General features: G+C 64.0%; 16 protein-coding genes and 2 riboswitches. Of the genes, 5 read left to right on the top strand and 11 right to left on the bottom strand.

Annotation, left to right across the window (positions count from 1 at the left end; genetic code table 11):
- Positions 1 to 42: 42 nt before the first annotated feature.
- The 6 genes from GB927_RS22745 to GB927_RS22720 form a co-directional block, all read right to left on the bottom strand.
- Positions 43 to 495 (bottom strand): GNAT family N-acetyltransferase, encoded by a 453-nt coding sequence (locus GB927_RS22745; RefSeq protein WP_256119505.1) that lies wholly within the window; start codon positions 493 to 495, stop codon positions 43 to 45.
- Complete coding sequence (gene metA / locus GB927_RS22740; RefSeq protein WP_256119504.1) at positions 492 to 1,421, bottom strand: homoserine O-acetyltransferase MetA; 930 nt, start codon at positions 1,419 to 1,421, stop codon at positions 492 to 494. The genes GB927_RS22745 and metA overlap by 4 nt, the downstream gene beginning before the upstream one ends.
- A 59-nt stretch (positions 1,422 to 1,480) precedes the next feature.
- A riboswitch (SAM riboswitch) is annotated at positions 1,481 to 1,558 on the bottom strand.
- Between the two features lie 99 nt (positions 1,559 to 1,657).
- Positions 1,658 to 1,906, bottom strand: a complete 249-nt coding sequence (locus GB927_RS22735) for a hypothetical protein (RefSeq protein WP_256119503.1) — start codon at positions 1,904 to 1,906, stop codon at positions 1,658 to 1,660.
- 108 nt (positions 1,907 to 2,014) lie between these two features.
- On the bottom strand, positions 2,015 to 3,835 hold the full coding sequence (locus tag GB927_RS22730) for an ABC-F family ATP-binding cassette domain-containing protein (protein ID WP_256119502.1): 1,821 nt from the start codon (positions 3,833 to 3,835) through the stop codon (positions 2,015 to 2,017).
- A gap of 3 nt (positions 3,836 to 3,838) precedes the next feature.
- Positions 3,839 to 4,498, bottom strand: a complete 660-nt coding sequence (locus GB927_RS22725; protein WP_256119580.1) for a thiamine diphosphokinase — start codon at positions 4,496 to 4,498, stop codon at positions 3,839 to 3,841.
- A gap of 138 nt (positions 4,499 to 4,636) precedes the next feature.
- Entirely contained in the window at positions 4,637 to 4,813 is a 177-nt protein-coding gene (locus tag GB927_RS22720) for a hypothetical protein (protein WP_256119501.1), read from the bottom strand.
- A 139-nt stretch (positions 4,814 to 4,952) separates the two neighbouring features.
- A riboswitch (TPP riboswitch) is annotated at positions 4,953 to 5,067 on the top strand.
- Positions 5,068 to 5,123: 56 nt separating this feature from the next.
- Here GB927_RS22720 and thiB point away from each other — a divergent pair.
- The 4 genes from thiB to GB927_RS22700 all read left to right on the top strand — a co-directional run bounded on the left by thiB (position 5,124) and on the right by GB927_RS22700 (position 10,193).
- Complete coding sequence (gene thiB, locus GB927_RS22715) at positions 5,124 to 6,131, top strand: thiamine ABC transporter substrate binding subunit (RefSeq protein WP_256119500.1); 1,008 nt, start codon at positions 5,124 to 5,126, stop codon at positions 6,129 to 6,131.
- A gap of 4 nt (positions 6,132 to 6,135) precedes the next feature.
- Positions 6,136 to 7,761: a thiamine/thiamine pyrophosphate ABC transporter permease gene (thiP, locus tag GB927_RS22710; protein WP_256119499.1), complete on the top strand. Its 1,626-nt coding sequence runs from the start codon at positions 6,136 to 6,138 to the stop codon at positions 7,759 to 7,761.
- Positions 7,754 to 8,473: a thiamine ABC transporter ATP-binding protein gene (gene thiQ / locus GB927_RS22705; RefSeq protein ID WP_256119498.1), complete on the top strand. Its 720-nt coding sequence runs from the start codon at positions 7,754 to 7,756 to the stop codon at positions 8,471 to 8,473. The genes thiP and thiQ overlap by 8 nt, the downstream gene beginning before the upstream one ends.
- A gap of 241 nt (positions 8,474 to 8,714) precedes the next feature.
- Positions 8,715 to 10,193 (top strand): M48 family metalloprotease, encoded by a 1,479-nt coding sequence (locus GB927_RS22700; RefSeq protein ID WP_256119497.1) that lies wholly within the window; start codon positions 8,715 to 8,717, stop codon positions 10,191 to 10,193.
- 209 nt (positions 10,194 to 10,402) lie between these two features.
- Here the strand turns inward: GB927_RS22700 and GB927_RS22695 are convergent, their stop codons facing one another.
- From GB927_RS22695 to GB927_RS22675, 5 genes are all read right to left on the bottom strand, one after another.
- Positions 10,403 to 11,263 carry an RNA polymerase factor sigma-32 gene (locus GB927_RS22695; RefSeq protein ID WP_256119496.1) on the bottom strand — a complete coding sequence of 287 codons (861 nt, stop codon included), beginning with the start codon at positions 11,261 to 11,263 and terminating at the stop codon, positions 10,403 to 10,405.
- A 258-nt stretch (positions 11,264 to 11,521) separates the two neighbouring features.
- Positions 11,522 to 12,091, bottom strand: coding sequence for a CarD family transcriptional regulator (locus GB927_RS22690; protein WP_256119495.1), 570 nt, complete (start codon positions 12,089 to 12,091; stop codon positions 11,522 to 11,524).
- 369 nt (positions 12,092 to 12,460) lie between these two features.
- Positions 12,461 to 12,799 (bottom strand): ferredoxin FdxA, encoded by a 339-nt coding sequence (gene fdxA, locus GB927_RS22685; RefSeq protein ID WP_256119494.1) that lies wholly within the window; start codon positions 12,797 to 12,799, stop codon positions 12,461 to 12,463.
- Positions 12,800 to 12,990: 191 nt separating this feature from the next.
- Positions 12,991 to 13,410: an RNA-binding S4 domain-containing protein gene (locus GB927_RS22680; RefSeq protein ID WP_256119493.1), complete on the bottom strand. Its 420-nt coding sequence runs from the start codon at positions 13,408 to 13,410 to the stop codon at positions 12,991 to 12,993.
- Between the two features lie 4 nt (positions 13,411 to 13,414).
- On the bottom strand, positions 13,415 to 16,498 hold the full coding sequence (locus GB927_RS22675; protein WP_256119579.1) for a helicase-related protein: 3,084 nt from the start codon (positions 16,496 to 16,498) through the stop codon (positions 13,415 to 13,417).
- A gap of 394 nt (positions 16,499 to 16,892) precedes the next feature.
- Here GB927_RS22675 and GB927_RS22670 point away from each other — a divergent pair, with 394 nt between their 5' ends.
- Positions 16,893 to 17,492 carry a hypothetical protein gene (locus GB927_RS22670; protein WP_256119492.1) on the top strand — a complete coding sequence of 200 codons (600 nt, stop codon included), beginning with the start codon at positions 16,893 to 16,895 and terminating at the stop codon, positions 17,490 to 17,492.
- Positions 17,493 to 17,548: the final 56 nt, after the last annotated feature.

The raw sequence follows: 17,548 nt of genomic DNA, 5'->3' as shown, positions 1-17,548 counted from the left end.
TGTCGCCCGCAACCGAAAAAATCATACTTTTCGGAGGGGCCTTCAGAAGGATTTCTGGTAGATGATGAAGGGCGTCTTGTCGGCGATGCGGTCGTAAAGCTGGCGCGCCGTCGCGTTGAATTCCTGCGTCATCCAGTAGACTTCCGGCGAACCCGCTTCCTTCGCCTTGGCATAGACGCCTTCGATCAAAGCCCGGCCGATGCCGGAGCCGCGCACTTCCGGGTCGGCATAGAGGTCCTGCAGATAGCAGACATTGCCGACCGTCCAGCACGAGCGGTGGAAGAGGTAATGGGCCAGGCCGACCGGCTTGCCATCCAGCGTGGCGATGAGGCCGCGGAACTCGCCGTCGGCCGTCTCGCCGGTCAGCCGGGCGAAGGTGGTGGCGAAAATCTCTTCCGGCAGCACCATCTCGTAGAAGGAGAGATAGGCGGTCCAAAGGCGCCGCCATTCGCCTTCATCGTCGGTGTGCAGGGGGCGAATGACGACACGACTCATGATCGGGCTCCTGTTCCGATGTTTTCCAGATCATAGGGCGTGGTCTGGTAGATTTCATTGATCCAGTTGCCGAAGAGCAGATGCGCATGGCCGCGCCAGCGGTTCTGCGGCGGCAGCGACGGGTCGTTGTGCGGAAAATAGTTCTTCGGCAGCTTGATCGGCACGCCAGCCGAGACATCACGGAAATATTCGTCGGCAAGCGAGGTCGAATCATATTCGACATGGTTGAAGATGTAGAGGCGGTTTCCGGCCTTCTCCTGCACGAAGCAGACGCCCGTCTCATCGGAATCGAGCAGGATGTTGAGCCCGGGCACCGCATGGATGTCCTCGATGCGGACTTCCGTCCAGCGCGAGACCGGCACCTCGAAATTGTCGGAGAAGCCGTTCAGATAGACGGAGGACGGTTTTCTGTTGTGGTGGCGATACACGCCAAAAGCCTTTTCCTCCAGCGTGTGCTTGGGCACGCCGTGGAAATGGTAGATCGCCGCCATCGCGCCCCAGCAGACATTGAGCGTCGAATGCACGTTGGTCTCGGTCCAGTCGAGGATGCGCTTCATCTCGTCCCAATAGGTGACGTCCTCGTAGTCGAGCGTCTCCACTGGCGCGCCGGTGATGATGAAACCGTCGAACTTGCGGTGCCGCACCTCTTCCCACGTATCGTAGAAGGCGAGCAGGTGGTCTTCCGAAGTGTTCTTCGCGCGGTGGCCGCCGACGCGCACCAGCGACAGCTCCACCTGGAGCGGCGAGGCGCCGACGAGGCGCGCCATCTGCACTTCGGTCTTGATCTTGTTCGGCATGAGGTTGAGCAGCCCGATCTGCAAGGGGCGGATATCCTGGCGGATCGCCACCGTCTCGGTCATCACCCGCACGCCCTCGTTGACGAGGGTTTCGAAGGCGGGAAGCGTATCGGGAATCTTGATGGGCATGGGTCACTCGATCGAAAAACAAAAACCGGCCGCAACAGTGTCGCAACCGGTCCACGTAAGGTCTTCCTCGCGCGGCCCTTTAGCAACTTGTTTAACGTGGCTGCAAGCCGGCCGGCCAAATCACCACGAGCGTTTTAGATAGCGCTAGTTTCCGTGCGAATCAATCCGTCCCCGGAAACGGGCAAGGCCCGGATGCGGTCGGCATCCGGGCCTTGCTCCTTCAAAGCGTCAAGCGCTTAGTAGTAATTGTAGTGGCGCTTCTTGTAGTAGACCTTGCCGCCCCAGTGGCCGCCCCAACGGTGGCCGTAGTAGCCGCCGTAGTGACGCTTGACGCGGTAGTGCCGGTTGTAGCCATGGTGGCCGTAGCCGTGGCTCTTCCAGCCGTAGCTCTTGTGACCGTAACCGTAGTAGCCGGCCTCGGACGGGGCGGCGAAGGAAACAGCAGCGACGACGGCGACGACTGCAGACATAATGAACTTGCGCATGGGACTCTCCTGATCTCTTTCGGGTTACAGGATGAGCTCCTCTCATCCAGTGATCAGACTTTCCCACATCGCCCTTATCTGCGCTGTTTCGAATGGAACAGGCCTATATCAGCCCTCCAGCTCCTCGCGCAGCATCTCCAGTTCCAGCCATTCCTCTTCCATCTTCGTGAGGGACGCGCGCAGTTTTTCCATCTCGGCGGCAAGCTTGTTGAAGGTGGCGGGGTCCTTGGTGAAGAGCGCGGGATCGGCCATCTTCGCCTCGCGGGCGGCGATTTCCTTTTCCGTCTTCTCCATCTCCTTCGGCAGGTTTTCGAGCGCGAATTTCTGCTTGTAGGAGAGTTTCGCCTTGCCCCTGGCTTCCGCAGGCGCCGCGGTGTCGACCGTTTTCGCCTTCTCGGCCTTGTCCGCCCGGCGCTTCTCCTCGATTGCGCCGCGGCGCTGCGCCATCATGTCGGTATAGCCGCCGGCATATTCGATCCAGCGGCCGTCCGGGTTTTCCGGATCGGCAGGCGCGATGGTCGATGTCACGGTGCGGTCAAGGAAGTCACGATCGTGGCTGACGAGCAGCACGGTGCCGGCAAAGCACGCGACGATCTCCTGCAACAGGTCGAGCGTCTCGATGTCGAGGTCGTTGGTCGGTTCGTCGAGGATCAAGAGGTTGGTCGGGCGTGACAGGATGCGCGCCAGCATGAGGCGGGCGCGCTCGCCGCCGGACAGGTTGCGGATCGGCGTGCGGGACTGTTCGGGCTGGAACAGGAATTCCTTCATGTAGCCGGTGACATGGCGCTGCTCGCCGTTGACGAGCAGCGTCTCGCCGCGGCCGTCGGTAAGATAATGGCCGAGCGTGTCGTCGAGGTTCAGGTCCTCGCGGCGCTGGTCGAGCGTGGCGATTTCCAGGTTGGTGCCGAGTTTCACCGTGCCGCTGTCGGGCGCGAGCTGGCCGGTCAGCATCTTGAGCAGCGTCGTCTTGCCGGCGCCGTTCGGGCCGACGAGGCCGATGCAATCGCCGCGATGCACGCGGATCGAGAAGGGCGCGACGATGGTGCGCTCGCCGTAATTCTTGGTGATCTTTTCCGCCTCGATCACCAGCTTGCCGGATTCCTGGGCGTCGGAGGCGCTCGCTTGCACGCTGCCCTGTGGCCCCTTGTGGCCGCGATAGCGCGAGCGCAGGTCGTGCAGCGCACCGAGGCGGCGCATGTTGCGCTTGCGGCGCGCCGTCACGCCGTAACGCAGCCAGTGCTCCTCGCGCTCGATCGCCTTGCCGAGCTTGTGCTGTTCCAGCTCTTCGGCTTCCAGCACCTCGTCGCGCCAGGCTTCGAAATGGCCGAAACCGCGGTTCAGCCGCCGCGACTGGCCGCGATCGAGCCAGACGGTGGCGTTGGAGACCTTTTCGAGGAAACGGCGGTCGTGCGAGATGACGACGAGGGCCGAGCGGGTCGATTGCAGCTCGCCTTCCAGCCATTCGATGGTCGGCAGGTCCAGATGGTTGGTCGGCTCGTCGAGCAGAAGGATGTCCGGCTCCGGGGCCATGACGCGGGCGAGTGCGGCGCGGCGCGCCTCGCCGCCCGAAAGCGATGCCGGGTGCTCGGCGCCGGTGAGCCCCAGATGTTCGAGCAGGTAGGTGACGCGGTAGGGATCGTCGCTCGGGCCGAGGCCCGCTTCGGCATAGGCGGCGACCGTCTCGTAGCCGTCGAAATCCGGCGCCTGGTGCAGGTAGCGGATGGTGGCGGACGGGTGGCGGAACACCTCGCCGGACTGCGCTTCCGCCAGGCCGGCGGCGATCTTCATCAGCGTCGACTTGCCCGAGCCGTTGCGGCCGACAAGGGAGATGCGGTCGCCGGGCTCCACTTGCAGGCTGGCGCCGGCTAGCAGCGGCGTGCCGCCGAAGCTCAGGAAGATATCGTCGAGTTTGAGGATGGGCGGTGCCAAGGGTCAGGCTCCTGAAAGGTCATAGGGCCGGGCGATGAAGATCGCGCGGCCGGAGGCGAGCGAAAGGCGAACCGGGCCTTCCGCGACGTTGGAAATGGTGCGCGACGAGCCGAAGGGCAAGGAAAAGTCCTTCAGCGGATAACGCACGTTGCCGATATCGAGGCCGGCAAGCGGCGAGAGGCCGAGTACGGAAAACAGGCTGCCCTTCGGCAGGTCGATCTCGCGCGTGCCGGGCAGGAGAGGCCAGGCCTCCTCCGTGCCGGAGGTGAGCTTGATGGCAAAACCCTGCTCTTCCAGCGAGACGGCATGGATGAGGTGCATCAGCGCATGGTCGGAGCGCTCGCCGCCCAGCGCGCCGGCCAGCACGATCTTCCTGGCGCCGCGCTCGATGGCGACGGAGACGGCGATGGCGCCATCGGTCTCGTTCTTGGCGACGGGATAGGGCTGGCGCTCGATATCCGGCCAGGCGTCGAGCAGTTCCGGCGGGGTGGAATCGAAATCGCCGACCCAGATTTCCGGCCTCACGCCGAGTGCTGCCGCATGGCGCATGCCGCCATCGGCGGCCACGAAACGCGCGCCCGCAACATCCGCGGCAACGCGCGGCGTCGCCTGGAGCGCGCCTCCCAGGAGGACGACGAAGAACGGGTCTGTCGGTGCGGGCATGGTCATGGTTGATGCCCTTAGCGCATGTTCTCCAGAAAGGGAAAGATTTTGGCGGTATCCTGTCGTAACCGCAAACGGCAAAGGACCCGGATGCAGGGGACATCCGGGCCTTCGGGGAGGTCAGCGGCGTAAGAAGGCTTACTTGCAGACCTTGATCTTCTTGATGATGACGTTGCCGTAGTAGTCGTAAGACTTCACCTTCTTGATGAAGCAGTGCGGCTTGTAGCCGTAGCTGTAATAGCCGGCCTGGGACGGGGCGGCGAAGGAGATGGCGGCGACGGCTGCGATGGCGGCGGAAATGATGAACTTGCGCATGGGGTTTCTCCTGATCTCTCTAGGGATGAGCCTCTCTCATCCAGTGATCAGACTTTCCCACATCGCCCCGCCGCCCGCTGTTCCGCATGGAACAGGGCCTTGCCTCTTGCGCCGCGCTGAAAGCGGGATTATGCCTTGCCTTGCTCTAACGGGGTGCCACGCGGGTTTTCGACCCACTGGCTGAGAGGCGGTTTCGCCAACCCGAAGAACCTGATCCGGCTCGTACCGGCGGAGGGATTAGACGGCACATTCCAGCGCCCTATTCCCGTTTTGTGAACAGAAGTTTTGTGAACAGACTAGGGAGGCGCCGATGCGCAAGACATTCCTCACCTCGATTGCGGCCCTTGCCGTTTCCTTCGCCTTGCCCGCGCTGGCGCAGGAAAAGACGCTGACCGTCTATACCTATGAGAGCTTCGTTTCCGAATGGGGACCGGGGCCGAAGGTTGCCGAAGCCTTCGCCAAGACCTGCGGCTGCAAGGTCGAATGGGTCGGCGTCGCCGATGGCGTCGAGCTGCTGACGCGCCTCAAGCTCGAAGGCGACGGCACCGAGGCCGACGTGGTGCTCGGCCTCGACACCAACCTCATCACCGAGGCGAAGGCGACGGGGCTCTTCGAAGCGCATAACCTGAAGCCGGAAGGCCTGACGGTGCCGGGCGGCTTTTCCGACGACACGTTCCTGCCCTACGACTACGGCCATTTCGCCGTCATCTACGACACCGAGACGATAAAGACGCCGCCCACGAGCCTGAAAGAACTGGTCGAGGGCGATCCGGCGCAGAAAATCGTCATCGAGGATCCGCGCACGTCCACGCCGGGGCTCGGCCTGCTGCTCTGGGTGAAGTCGGTCTATGGCGACAAGGCGGGCGAGGCCTGGGGCAAGCTCAAGGATCGCGTGCTGACGGTCACGCCCGGCTGGTCGGAGGCCTACGGGCTCTTCACCAAGGGCGAGGCGCCGATGGTGCTGTCCTATACGACGTCGCCGGCCTATCACGTCATCGCCGAAAACACCGAGCGCTACAAGGCGGCCGCCTTCTCCGAGGGGCACTATGTACAAATCGAGGTGGCGGGCCTGACGCGTACCTCCGACGACAAGGATCTTGCGCGGCAGTTCCTGACCTTCATGACCGGACCGGATTTCCAGTCGATCATTCCGGAGACCAACTGGATGATGCCGGCCGGCAAGACCAAGGACCCGCTGCCCGCCGCCTTCGACACGCTGGTGAAGCCGGAAAAGACCTTCCTGATGTCGTCGGACGAGGTGGCGGCCAACCGCAAGGCCTGGATCGACGAATGGCTCGCCGCCATGAGCGCCAAATAAGGTGATGTTCTTCGCCCGCGCCGAACGCCGGACGTTGCGTGCCGCCGGGGGGCTTGCCCTCGGCGTCGTGCTCGTCTTCGTCGGCGCGGCGACGGCCATGCTTCTGGCGCATGCGGGTGGCGGGGGCGGTGCGACGCTCTTCGACGCCTATATCTGGCGGGTCGCGCAGTTCACGCTGCTGCAGGCGACGCTGTCGACCCTGCTCTCCATCGTGCTCGCCATTCCGGTCGCCCGGTCGCTCGCCCGGCAGCGCACCTTCCGGGGGCGGGTCTGGATCATCCGGCTCTCGGTCGTGCCGCTCGGCCTGCCGGCGCTGGTGGCAGCACTCGGCGTCATCGAGATCTGGGGGCGGCAGGGCGTCGTCAACGATCTTTTGCGGCTCGCCGGGCTGCAAAATCCGGTCAGCGTCTATGGCCTCACCGGCATCCTGATCGCCCATGTCTTCTTCAACCTGCCGCTCGCCGCGCGCTTCCTGCTCGCCGCCCTCGATCGTATTCCGCCGGAATACTGGCTGAGCTCGGCCAATCTCGGCATGGGCAACGGCGCGGTCTTCCGGCTGATCGAATGGCCGGTCATCCGGCGCGTGCTGCCGGGCATAGCGGGCCTCGTCTTCATGCTCTGCGCGACGAGTTTCACGATCGTGTTGACGCTCGGCGGGGGGCCTGCGGCCACCACCATCGAGGTGGCGATCTACCAGGCGCTGCGCTTCGATTTCGATCCCCAGCGCGCCGTGCTGCTCGCCTTCCTGCAAATCCTGGTCACGGCGGCGCTGCTCTGGCTGATCTCGCTGTTCGGCCGGCCGCCGGACGAGGGGGTGACCGCAGGCCGCGCGATCCGCCGTTTCGATGGCCGCCGCCGGCGTCTTTCCGATGGTTTCGTCATCCTCGCCTTCACGCTGTTCACCGCGGCGCCGCTCGCCGCCACCCTCGCCTCCGGCCTTGCCGCGGATTTCGGCCGGCTGGCGGTCGATCCGCTGCTGCACAGGGCGCTGTTCACCAGCCTCGCCATCTCCTTTGCCTCGGCCAGCCTCAGCCTTGCGATCGCGCTGCCCATCGTGCTTGTGCCGCGCCTAGCCGAGACCGGCGATGCCGGCATCGCGACGCGGCTGATCGGCCGGGCGCTGCCGGCCACGGGCTCGCTGATCTTGCTCGTGCCGCCGGTCGTCGTCGCGACGGGCTGGTTCCTGGTGCTGCGCCTGTTCGGCGAGACCGGGCGTTTCGCGCCGGCCGTCATCACCGTCATCAACGCGCTGATGGCGCTGCCCTTCGTCGTGCGCGTGCTGGAGCCTGCCTATCGCACACACCTGTCACGCACCGCGCGGCTGGCGCTGAGCCTCGGCGTCACCGGCATGCATCGCCTGCGATGGATCGACTGGCCGGCGCTGAAGAAGCCCTTCCTTACCGCCTTCGCCTTCGCCATGGCGCTGTCGCTCGGCGATCTCGGCGCCGTCGCCATTTTCGGTGCGGATGGTTTCGTGACGCTGCCCTGGCTACTCTTTTCCCGCATGGCGAGCTATCGCACGGCGGATGCCGCGGGCATCGCACTGATCCTCGGCGTGATATGCCTTCTGCTGACGCTGCCTTCGACCGCAGCGGACCGAACGACCGAAAGACCTGCCGCCGATGCCTGATACCGCGATCCGCCTTTCCGACGTCACCGTGCGTTTCGACGAGAAGCGGCTCGCCTTCGATTGCGCCATTCCCGCCGGTGCCGCGGTCGCCGTCGCAGGCCCGTCGGGTGCGGGAAAGTCCACCCTGTTCAACGTGATCGCCGGCTTCCAGAAACCGGCGACGGGCACGGTCGCGCTGCTCGGTCAGGACATGGCGGCGCGCGATCCCGCGGAGCGGCCGGTCTCGATCATCTTCCAGGACAACAATCTCTTCGCGCATCTGAGCGTTGCCGAAAATGTCGGGCTCGGCATCGATCCGGGGCTGAAGCTCGATACGGCGGCGCGCCAGCGCGTGTTTTCGGCGCTGTCGCGCGTCGGGCTCGGCGGTTACGAGCGGCGCATGCCGGGCTCGCTTTCCGGCGGCGAGCGGCAGCGGGTGGCGCTTGCCCGCGCGCTGGTGCGGCGCCGGCCGATCCTGCTGCTTGACGAGCCTTTCGCGGCCCTCGACCCGGCCATGCGGGCGGACATGGCAAAACTTCTCTCGGAGCTGCGCGCCGAGACGAAGAGCACCCTGCTCTTCATCACCCACCAGCCGGAGGATATCCGCCGGCTTGCCGACCGGGTGATGTTCCTGGAGGCGGGCGCGATCCTGCTCGATGCGCCGGTAGATGAATTCCTCGTGAGCCGGCATCCACCAGCCGTTGCAAAATTCCTCGGTCATTCCGCGATTTAGCGGGCTGGGGCTGTTTTTGCCCCGCCACCCCGCCACAATTTGGACGCCCCCCTGTGTCACCGGAGCCACAAGGGAACCGTTTGTCGAATTGGGGAGTTGCCGGCCGGGTATGGTGCGTCTATCTCATCCATTCGAAGGCGCGAACATGGGTGTTTCGACTGCACCTAAAGGTTGCGGTTCGGGCGTGGACCCTTTAGGGCTGTGGGCAGAAGAGATGGCGAAAGCAACGCAGGAAGCTGCAATGGTATCCGGGCGCGGGGTTTTGAGACCTGTCGCGGCGCTGGTGCTTGCCGGCATGCTGCTGTCCGGCTGCCAGTCGATCATCGAGCAGACCTATGAGCCGACGATCTCGCCGTCCTCCAATCCGCAGATCGTCGAAGAGGTGCAGAAGAACGATCCGCGCGCCCAGATGGGTGCGCGCGAGCATCCGCGCATCGTCGCCAGCTATGGCGGCGAATACAAGGACGCCAAGACCGAGCGGCTCGTCGCGCGCATTGCCGGCGCGCTGACGCTCGTCTCGGAAAACCCGAACCAGTCCTATCGCATCACCATCCTGAATTCGCCGGCGATCAACGCCTTCGCGCTGCCGGGCGGTTATCTTTACGTGACGCGCGGCCTCTTGGCGCTCGCCAACGATGCCTCGGAAGTGGCGGCCGTGCTGTCGCACGAGATGGCGCACGTTACCGCCAATCACGGCATCGAGCGGCAGAAGAAGGAAGAGGCGGAAGTCATCGCGAGCCGCGTGGTGGCCGAGGTGCTTTCCAGCAACATTGCCGGCAAGCAGGCGCTGGCGCGCGGGAAACTGCGGCTTGCCGCCTTCTCGCGCAACCAGGAACTCCAGGCCGATGTCATCGGCGTGCGCATGCTGGGCGAGGCGGGCTACGATCCCTATGCGGCGGCTCGGTTCCTTGACTCCATGGCCGCCTATGCGCGCTTCACCGCGGTCGATCCCGATTCCGACCAGAGCTTGGACTTCCTGTCGAGCCATCCGAACGCGCCGCAGCGTGTGGAGCTTGCGCGGTTGCATGCGCGCGCTTTCGGCGCGGAAGGCACGAACGGCGATCGCGGCCGTGACTATTACCTCGCCGGTATCGATGGCCTGCTCTACGGCGATGCGCCGGAAGAGGGCTATGTGCGCGGCCAGACCTTCCTGCACGGCAAGCTCGGCATCCGCTTCGACGTGCCGGCCGGGTTCCAGATCGACAACAAGGCCGATGCGGTGCTGGCGACGGGACCGGGCGACGTGGCGATCCGCTTCGACGGTGTGGCCGACAGCCGCAAGCAGGACCTGGTCAACTATATTTCGAGCGGCTGGGTGACGGGCCTGCGGCCGGAAACCATCCAGCCGATCATGATCAACGGGCTGGAGGGCGCCACCGCCAAGGCCGCCGCCGACCGTTGGGACTTCGATGTCACGGTGGTGCGCATCGACGACCAGATCTACCGCTTCCTGACGGCCGTGCCGGCGGGTTCGAAATCGCTGGAGCCGACGGCTGCCACCCTCAGGGCCTCGTTCCGCAAGCTGACGGCGCCGGAAGTCGCTTCGCTGAAGCCGCTCAGGGTGCGCGTCATCTCGGCGCGCGCCGGCGACACCGTCGCCTCGCTTGCCGGGCGCATGATGGGCACGGACCGCAAGCTCGACCTGTTCCGGCTGATCAACGCGATGACGGTGACCAGCACGGTGCGGCCGGGCGAAAAGTTCAAGATTATCAGCGAGTAGTTGGCGCGCGCGGATGGCGCCAGACCGTGGATCCTCGGGTCAAGCCCGAGGATGACGGAGTTTTCTGAGATGTTTGGGAATGACGGATAGAGTGCTGCTCACGGAGCCGCTAACCGACCTTGCCTTACGGAGAGCCTCGCCAGACTTGCTGGGCAATCCTCCCCTCCGTCATCCTCGGGCTTGACCCGAGGACCCATCGGCAACGCGGCTCAAGCGTAGGCGAAATCCGTGGTCTTGCTTATCAGCACGGCCTTCAGCTTTTCCAGCGCCCGGTTCTCGATCTGGCGCACGCGCTCCTTGGAAATGCCGAGCAGGGAGCCCAGTTCCTCCAGCGTCGCGCCATTCTCCGCCAGGCGGCGGGCGCGGATGATCTTCATCTCGCGCTCGTTGAGCTGGCCGAGTGCTGCGTGCAGCCAGTGATGGCGGCGTTCGCCGTCGATGCTGTCGAGGGCCTGTTCATCGGGAAGGGGCGCGTCGCTGGTGAGGAAATCCATGCGGTTCGAGCCTTCGCCCTCTGCGGACGAGATCGGCGCCTGGAGCGAGACGTCGGAGGCGGAGAGGCGGGCGTCCATGGTGCGAACGTCGGCGGTGCTGACGCCCAGCGCCATGGCGATCTCCTGGTGCATGGCTTCGCTGGTCAGGTGCGTGTCGCCGCGGGCGAGCCGGGCGCGCAGCCGCCGCAGATTGAAGAACAGCGCCTTCTGCGCCGAACTGGTGCCGCCGCGCACGATCGACCAGTTGCGCAGCACGTAATCCTGGATCGAGGCGCGGATCCACCAGCTTGCATAGGTGGAGAAGCGCACCTGGCGCTCCGGCTCGAAGCGCGCGGCGGCTTCGAGCAGGCCGATATAGCCTTCCTGCACGAGATCGCCGAGCGGCAGGCCGAAATTGCGGAACTTGCCCGCCATGGAGACGACCAAGCGCATATGCGCCATGGCGATGCGGTTGCGGGCTTCCTGATCCTTGTCGTACTTCCAGGCCTGGGCCAGCGCCTGTTCCTCGTCCCTTTCAAGATAGGGGGCGGACATGGCGAGCTTGATCATGCGGCGGTCTGCGGTTGTCGTAGCCATGGCGAGTGTCTCCACGTGAACCGAACCGGCGTGAAGAGGCGTAATCTCCTCGACGCCTGATATGACGATGACGTTTCAGGTGGACCGACGGATTGCCCGAAAGCGGCTTTCGAGAAAATAAAGTGGTTTGCGCCACCCCCGCGGCCGCCGGAAGAGCCGGTCGTCCTCGGTCTACGAAACGGGTGCGCTGCAAAAAAGTTCCACAAAAAAACCCGGCCGTTTCCAGCCGGGCTTTAAAAAAGCGAAGGGTGCCCTAAATCAGGCCGCTTCGTCCTGCGAGTCGTCCTCTTCGATGGCCTTGCCACGCTTCGGACCCTTGCTCAGGTTGGTTTCGACAAGGCGAACGGCCTCGGTTTCCGACATCTTGTTGACGGCGGCGATTTCGCGGGCCATGCGGTCGAGGGCAGCTTCATAGAGCTGGCGCTCGGAATAGGACTGTTCCGGCTGGTTTTCGGCACGGTACAGGTCGCGGACCACTTCGGCGATCGAGATCAGGTCGCCCGAATTGATCTTGGCATCATATTCCTGTGCGCGGCGCGACCACATGGTGCGCTTCACGCGAGCCTTGCCCTGGACAACCTTCAGCGCGCGCTCGACGAAATCGGTCTCCGACAGCTTGCGCATGCCGATGGAAACGGCCTTGGCAACCGGCACCTTGAGACGCATCTTGTCCTTTTCGAAATCGATGACAAAAAGCTCGAGCTTCATGCCGGCGACTTCCTGCTCCTCGATGGCGACGATCTGGCCGACGCCGTGAGCGGGATAAACGATGGATTCACCGGTCTTGAAGCCGTGGCGCGTGGAAGATTTCTTCTGCGGGGTCGTCATTCTGTTCAAATACTCCCTGTTACGCTCCCGGCCCATGGGCCGGGTGGGTCTGGGGACCCGGGAAAGACGGGGGGCACCTCTCGGTGTCACCACTGGTCCGTCCGCCATGCGCAAAAAAAGTCCCTGCGACGCGTTCACATTTGAGCAACCGGAGCTGCCTATGGGAGGTGAGCGGCGTTGAGGGATCGTTTGCTTTCGTGGTGGTGTTCGGGCACGCAAAATGCCGCGATGTGGATCAGTAAGAAGACCCTATCACAAAAAAGTGCCGAAATCAATAATTTGCTTCGCATGGGTCATCAAGCCTGTCCCATCGCCTTTTGATGAGAGCAGGCTTTTTTCCCCAGCTTCGGTTGCCGCCTTACGCGGCGATCAATCGCCCTGGCCCGGTTCGGCCGAGAAGTACTTCTCGTACTTGCCCTCTTCGCCGTCCATCTCCTTGGCTTCCGGCATGGCATCACGCTTGATCGTGATATTGGGCCAGACGGTGGCGAAATCAGCGTTTATCTTCAACCATTTGTCGAGCCCCGGCTCGGTATCCGGCTTGATCGCCTCGGCGGGACATTCCGGTTCGCAGACGCCGCAATCGATGCACTCGTCGGGGTGGATGACCAGAAAATTCTCGCCCTCGTAGAAACAGTCGACGGGGCATACCTCGACACAGTCCGTGTACTTGCAGCGGATGCAATTGTCGGTCACGACATACGTCATGAGTTACTCCAGAATCGTCATAAGACGGCGACAGCGGGACGGTCCGTCACCGCAGAACCCATGACGCGATCGGCTTGCCGGACAGGAGGCCGCCCGCACATCGAGGGCCGTCCGGTGGCTGAGGTAAAGGCTTTAGAGGCGCTTTGCAAGCGTAATACATGCGCCGCCAGGCGCTTGCGAGGTATAGAATTCTAATCGACGTCGTCGCCGGGAAAACCTTGCAAACGGTCGGTTTCGCGGCGCTCCCGTTTGGTCGGCCGGCCGGTGCCGCGCTCGCGCGTCGCCTGCTCGAAAAGCGAGCGTTCCTCGCGCGGCAGGGGCGGCGGCGTCATGTCGTGGTAGAGAAGGCGGGCTTCCTCGTACGGCCCGCGGCGCTCGCCGGGCTGGAGCACCTTGACCACCATGTCGTGGCGGTCGAGCGAGACCGTGACGACGTCGCCGATGCGCAGCGCGTGGGACGGCTGGCGGACGGGGGCGCCGTTGACGCGGACATCGCCGGCTTCCACGGACTTTGCCGCGAGCGACCGGGATTTCCGCAGCCGCGCGAAGAACAGCCACTTGTCGATGCGCTGTCGCGCCTGACCTGCCGGCTGTTCCTCGTCGCGTGCCATAGGCTTACTTCTTCATCTGCTCCTTGAGCGCTGCCAGCTTGGCGAAGGGTGAATCCGGGTCGATCGGCTTTTCCTTGCGGGGCGGCCGGGCCTCGAATTTCGCCTGCTGCGGCTTTCCGCCGCGCTCGTTACGGTCGTTGCGCTCGCCGCGGTCCGGACGGTTGCCGCCCTGCGGCTTTCCGTCGCGGGGGCCCTTGGCCTGGTCGGGACGGCCGCCGCGGCCGCCTTCGCGCCGTTCGCCGCGCTCGCCACCGGCCGGCTGGCCGCGATGACGGTCGCCGCCGCGGCGCTCACCCTGGTTCTGCCGGTCGCCCTGGTTCTGACGATCGCCCTGGCGTTCGCTGTTTCGCTCGCCGCCGTGGCGATGGCCGCCCTGGCGCTGGTTGTCGTGGCGCGAGCCCGGACGCCAGAGCAGGACGGGCTTGGTTTCGACCGGTTCGCCGTCAACGACGGCGGTTTCTTCCGCGGTCGCTTCCACAGCGGCCGGTGCCTCGGCGGTTTCGGCTGCCGGTGCTTCCGCGGCTGCGGCCGGGGCTTCGCCCTCGGCATCCGCCGCGTCGGCGTCGTGCTCGTCGGACGTTTCGGCAGGCGCGTCGGCCGCTGCCTCGACGGCCGTCGCGGCAGCGGGTGCCTGCGCGGTGAGGAAGGCTGCGACCTCTTCCGCCTTCAGGCTGTCGGCACGGTAGCCGAGGCCTTTCAGGATTTCTTCCATGTCGTCCGGCGTGGCGCCGAGGATGGAGAGCATGGCGGTTGTCGCCATGAAGCGGCGGCCGTCATAGGCGCCGTCCGGACGCGTCGTGCCGGGCTTCCACTGGAGCAGCGGGCGGATGAGGTCGGCCAGGCGCTCCAGGATGTCGATGCGCACAGCGCGCTTGCCGAGGAACCGGAAGCCGGCCAGCTTGTAGAAGGCGCGCTCGTAGCTCGGATCGGTGACGACCGAGGTGCGGCCGGCGGCCAGCACCGGGATGAGATCGCCATAGCCCGGCTTGTCGAGGCCGTCGTTCTTCAGCGCCCAGAGCAGCGTGATGAGTTCGGCCGGTGCGGGCTTCAAGAGCGCCGGCATGAAGATGTGGTAGGCGCCGAAGCGGATGCCGTGTTTGCGGATCGAGGCGCGGGCTTCCTGGTCGAGCGACTTCACGTCTTCCGCGACGTCACGGCGGAAGAGCACGCCGAGGTTCTCGACGAGCTGGAAGGCGAGACCCTTGGCGAGGCCCTGGAGATCTTCCGCGCGCGAAAGATCGTCGAGCGGCTTCAGCACGGTCGCGATGTGGTGGTTCACGAAACGCTCGATGCGGGCGGCGACATGGTCGCGCGCATTGCCGGTCAGCTGCTCGTCGGAGAGCAGGATGACGCGCGGGCGCATGACATGGTCGCTCGGCGACAGTCGCGCGACGGGATCGCCGAGCCAGCGCACGGTGCCGTCGGAGCCGAGCGCGAGATCGGCATTGCCGGCGGCATGCAGGCGCGCGGCGCGAGCCTCGAACTCCAGCGCAAGCGCCTTCTGCGCAGCCGTCTGCACGGCCTTCGCATCGGGACCTTCCGTTCCGGAGACGAGCGTGAACCGGAAACCGGCCAACTGCCCGACATGATGTCCTTCTACGAAGACATCGCCATTCACACTGATTTCAGCTTCCAGCATCGCATTCTCTCTCAGGCGCTTCATGAGCACAGATGTCCTGCGATCAACAAAGCGTTTCGTCAACCTATCATGTAACGCATCGGACAATCGGTCTTCGATTTCCCGCGTCTTTTCCTGCCAGTGTGTCGGATCGGCAAGCCATCCGGGCCGATTCGACACATAGGTCCATGTCCTTATCTGGGCGATTCGCGCCGAAAGCGTGTCGATTTCGCCATCGGTTCTGTCGGCGCGGCGCACCTGATCGGCCATGAAGTCTTCGTTAACCGTGCCACGTCTTACCAGATCCGCATAGAGGGTGGAAATGAGGTCTGCGTGCTGGGCGGGCGCGATGCGGCGATAGTCGGGAAGCGCGCAGGCCTCCCAGAGTTTTTGCACGCGCTCGGGCGCCGTCGCGAGCTCGCGGACGTCCGGGTAGCGGCTCAGATGTTCCAGCGCCTGCTGGTCGACGGCCGGCAGTGCGCGCGTCAGCCCGCCGATCGGCGGCGGCGCGTCGAGCGACTGGCGCAGCGCCTGCAAGGAGGAATAGTCGAAGCGGGTGGTGCGCCATTGCAGCACGCGGACCGGATCGAACTGGTGTGTCTCGATGCGCTTCACCAGCTCGTCGTCGAACGGATCGACGCGACCCGTCACGCCAAAGGTGCCATCGCGAAGATGCCGGCCGGCGCGGCCGGCGATCTGGGCCAGTTCGGCCGGGTTGAGGTTGCGGAACTGGTAGCCGTCGAACTTGCGGTCCTGCGCGAAGGCGACATGGTCGACGTCGAGGTTGAGCCCCATGCCGATCGCGTCGGTGGCGACCAAATATTCGACGTCGCCTTCCTGGTAGAGCGCCACCTGGGCATTGCGGGTGCGTGGGCTAAGCGCACCGAGCACGACGGCGGCACCGCCGCGCTGGCGGCGGATGAGCTCGGCGATCGCATAGACCTCGTCGGCCGAGAAGGCGACGATGGCGGTGCGTTGCGGCAGGCGTGTGATCTTCTTCGAGCCGGCATAAAAGAGCTGCGACAGGCGCGGGCGCTCGATCACATGGATGCCGGGCAGGAGCTGCTCGAGGATGGGTTTCATGGTGGCCGCACCCAGCAGCAGCGTCTCGTCGCGGCCCCTCAGATGCAGCACCCGGTCGGTGAAGATGTGGCCGCGTTCGAGATCGCCGGCAAGCTGCACCTCGTCGATCGCCACGAAGGAGGCGCGCGTCTCGCGCGGCATGGCCTCCACCGTGCAGACCGAATAACGCGCCATATGCGGCGTGATCTTCTCCTCGCCGGTGACGAGCGCCACATTGTGCTGCCCGACCTTGTCGACAAGACGCGTATAGACTTCGCGCGCGAGCAGGCGCAGAGGCAGGCCGATAACGCCCGTCTCATGTGCCACCATGCGCTCGATTGCGTAGTGGGTCTTGCCCGTATTGGTCGGGCCGAGCACCGCGGTGACCCCGCGGCCGCTCAAGATCATGGGTGCTTGCGACAAGTCACGTCCCGGCTGTTTCAACGCTCGCCAGACGCATCCGGCAGGCAACAGATGCCCATCAGGGGCGGCAATGGCAAGGGGCAAGGCGAAAGTGAGCGCTTTTCCGGTCGTTTGCCGGCTTATTGGAACAGTCGCGGAACGAATCGGCGACGAATCGCTGACTCGGGCGGATTCAGGATTTGTTCACCACAACGGGTAGATGGATTTTTTGCGGTAGACGCGAAATGTTGAATCGGATCAACGCGATACGCGCGGGCGGTTACGAGGCAGCTTGTGGGTTTTGTAGGTTCGTCCGAAATTGGCCATTTGGCCATGCAATTTCGGCAGCGCCGGCAGCACATGCCAAACCCTTTGTGCCAAAGGAGCATCGTGAAGGCTGATGTCGACCGATGATGAGAATGAACTCTACCAAGCATTTCTCGAAAGCGGCGAGACTCGTTTGATCGCTCCGGCGGAAAACAATGTTCCGAGTGTCGAATTTCGGCACGGTGGCGGATGGCGAGAATGTCGAATATGGGAGGGCTATCTCGACGCGAGTTCTTTCCTTCTACGGGAGGTTCTTCGGGAGTACCCTCGCGCCAATAATTTAATATTCCCAGCGATGTTTAATCTTCGCCATGGAATAGAGGTATCATTAAAGTGGCACATTAAGTACGCCGGAGGGGTTGTTCCCGCACGCGCTGGGCATAACCTTCGCGTATTGTTAAAAACCTTACAGGAAGCGGTAAATGATGAGGGTGGCGGGGACGATGAGAAAGGTTATCTATTGTTTTATTTTTCAAAAATAGTTTTCGAGTTGGATCCAGTTGATCCTAGAGCTACCGCATTTCGATATTCCACAGAATTGGATGGCTCTCCTATCGAAATCGAGCCCAGTGAATGGGATCTCCGGCACCTTTACTTTGTGGTTTCCGATCTACCTGTATATCTCGATAACTTGTCGTCCATGATCGATCGGAATAACACCGAGGAAAATTAATCAGGCTTCGGTGGCACCGAATACGTTCCGAGCGTTTTAACTCGGCTCACTTGCGA

Origin of the sequence: Shinella lacus (assembly GCF_010994755.1) — a bacterium.
GTDB lineage: Bacteria > Pseudomonadota > Alphaproteobacteria > Rhizobiales > Rhizobiaceae > Shinella > Shinella lacus.
Note: the sequence above shows the minus strand (reverse complement) of the source record. Positions and strands in the feature narration are given on the sequence as shown.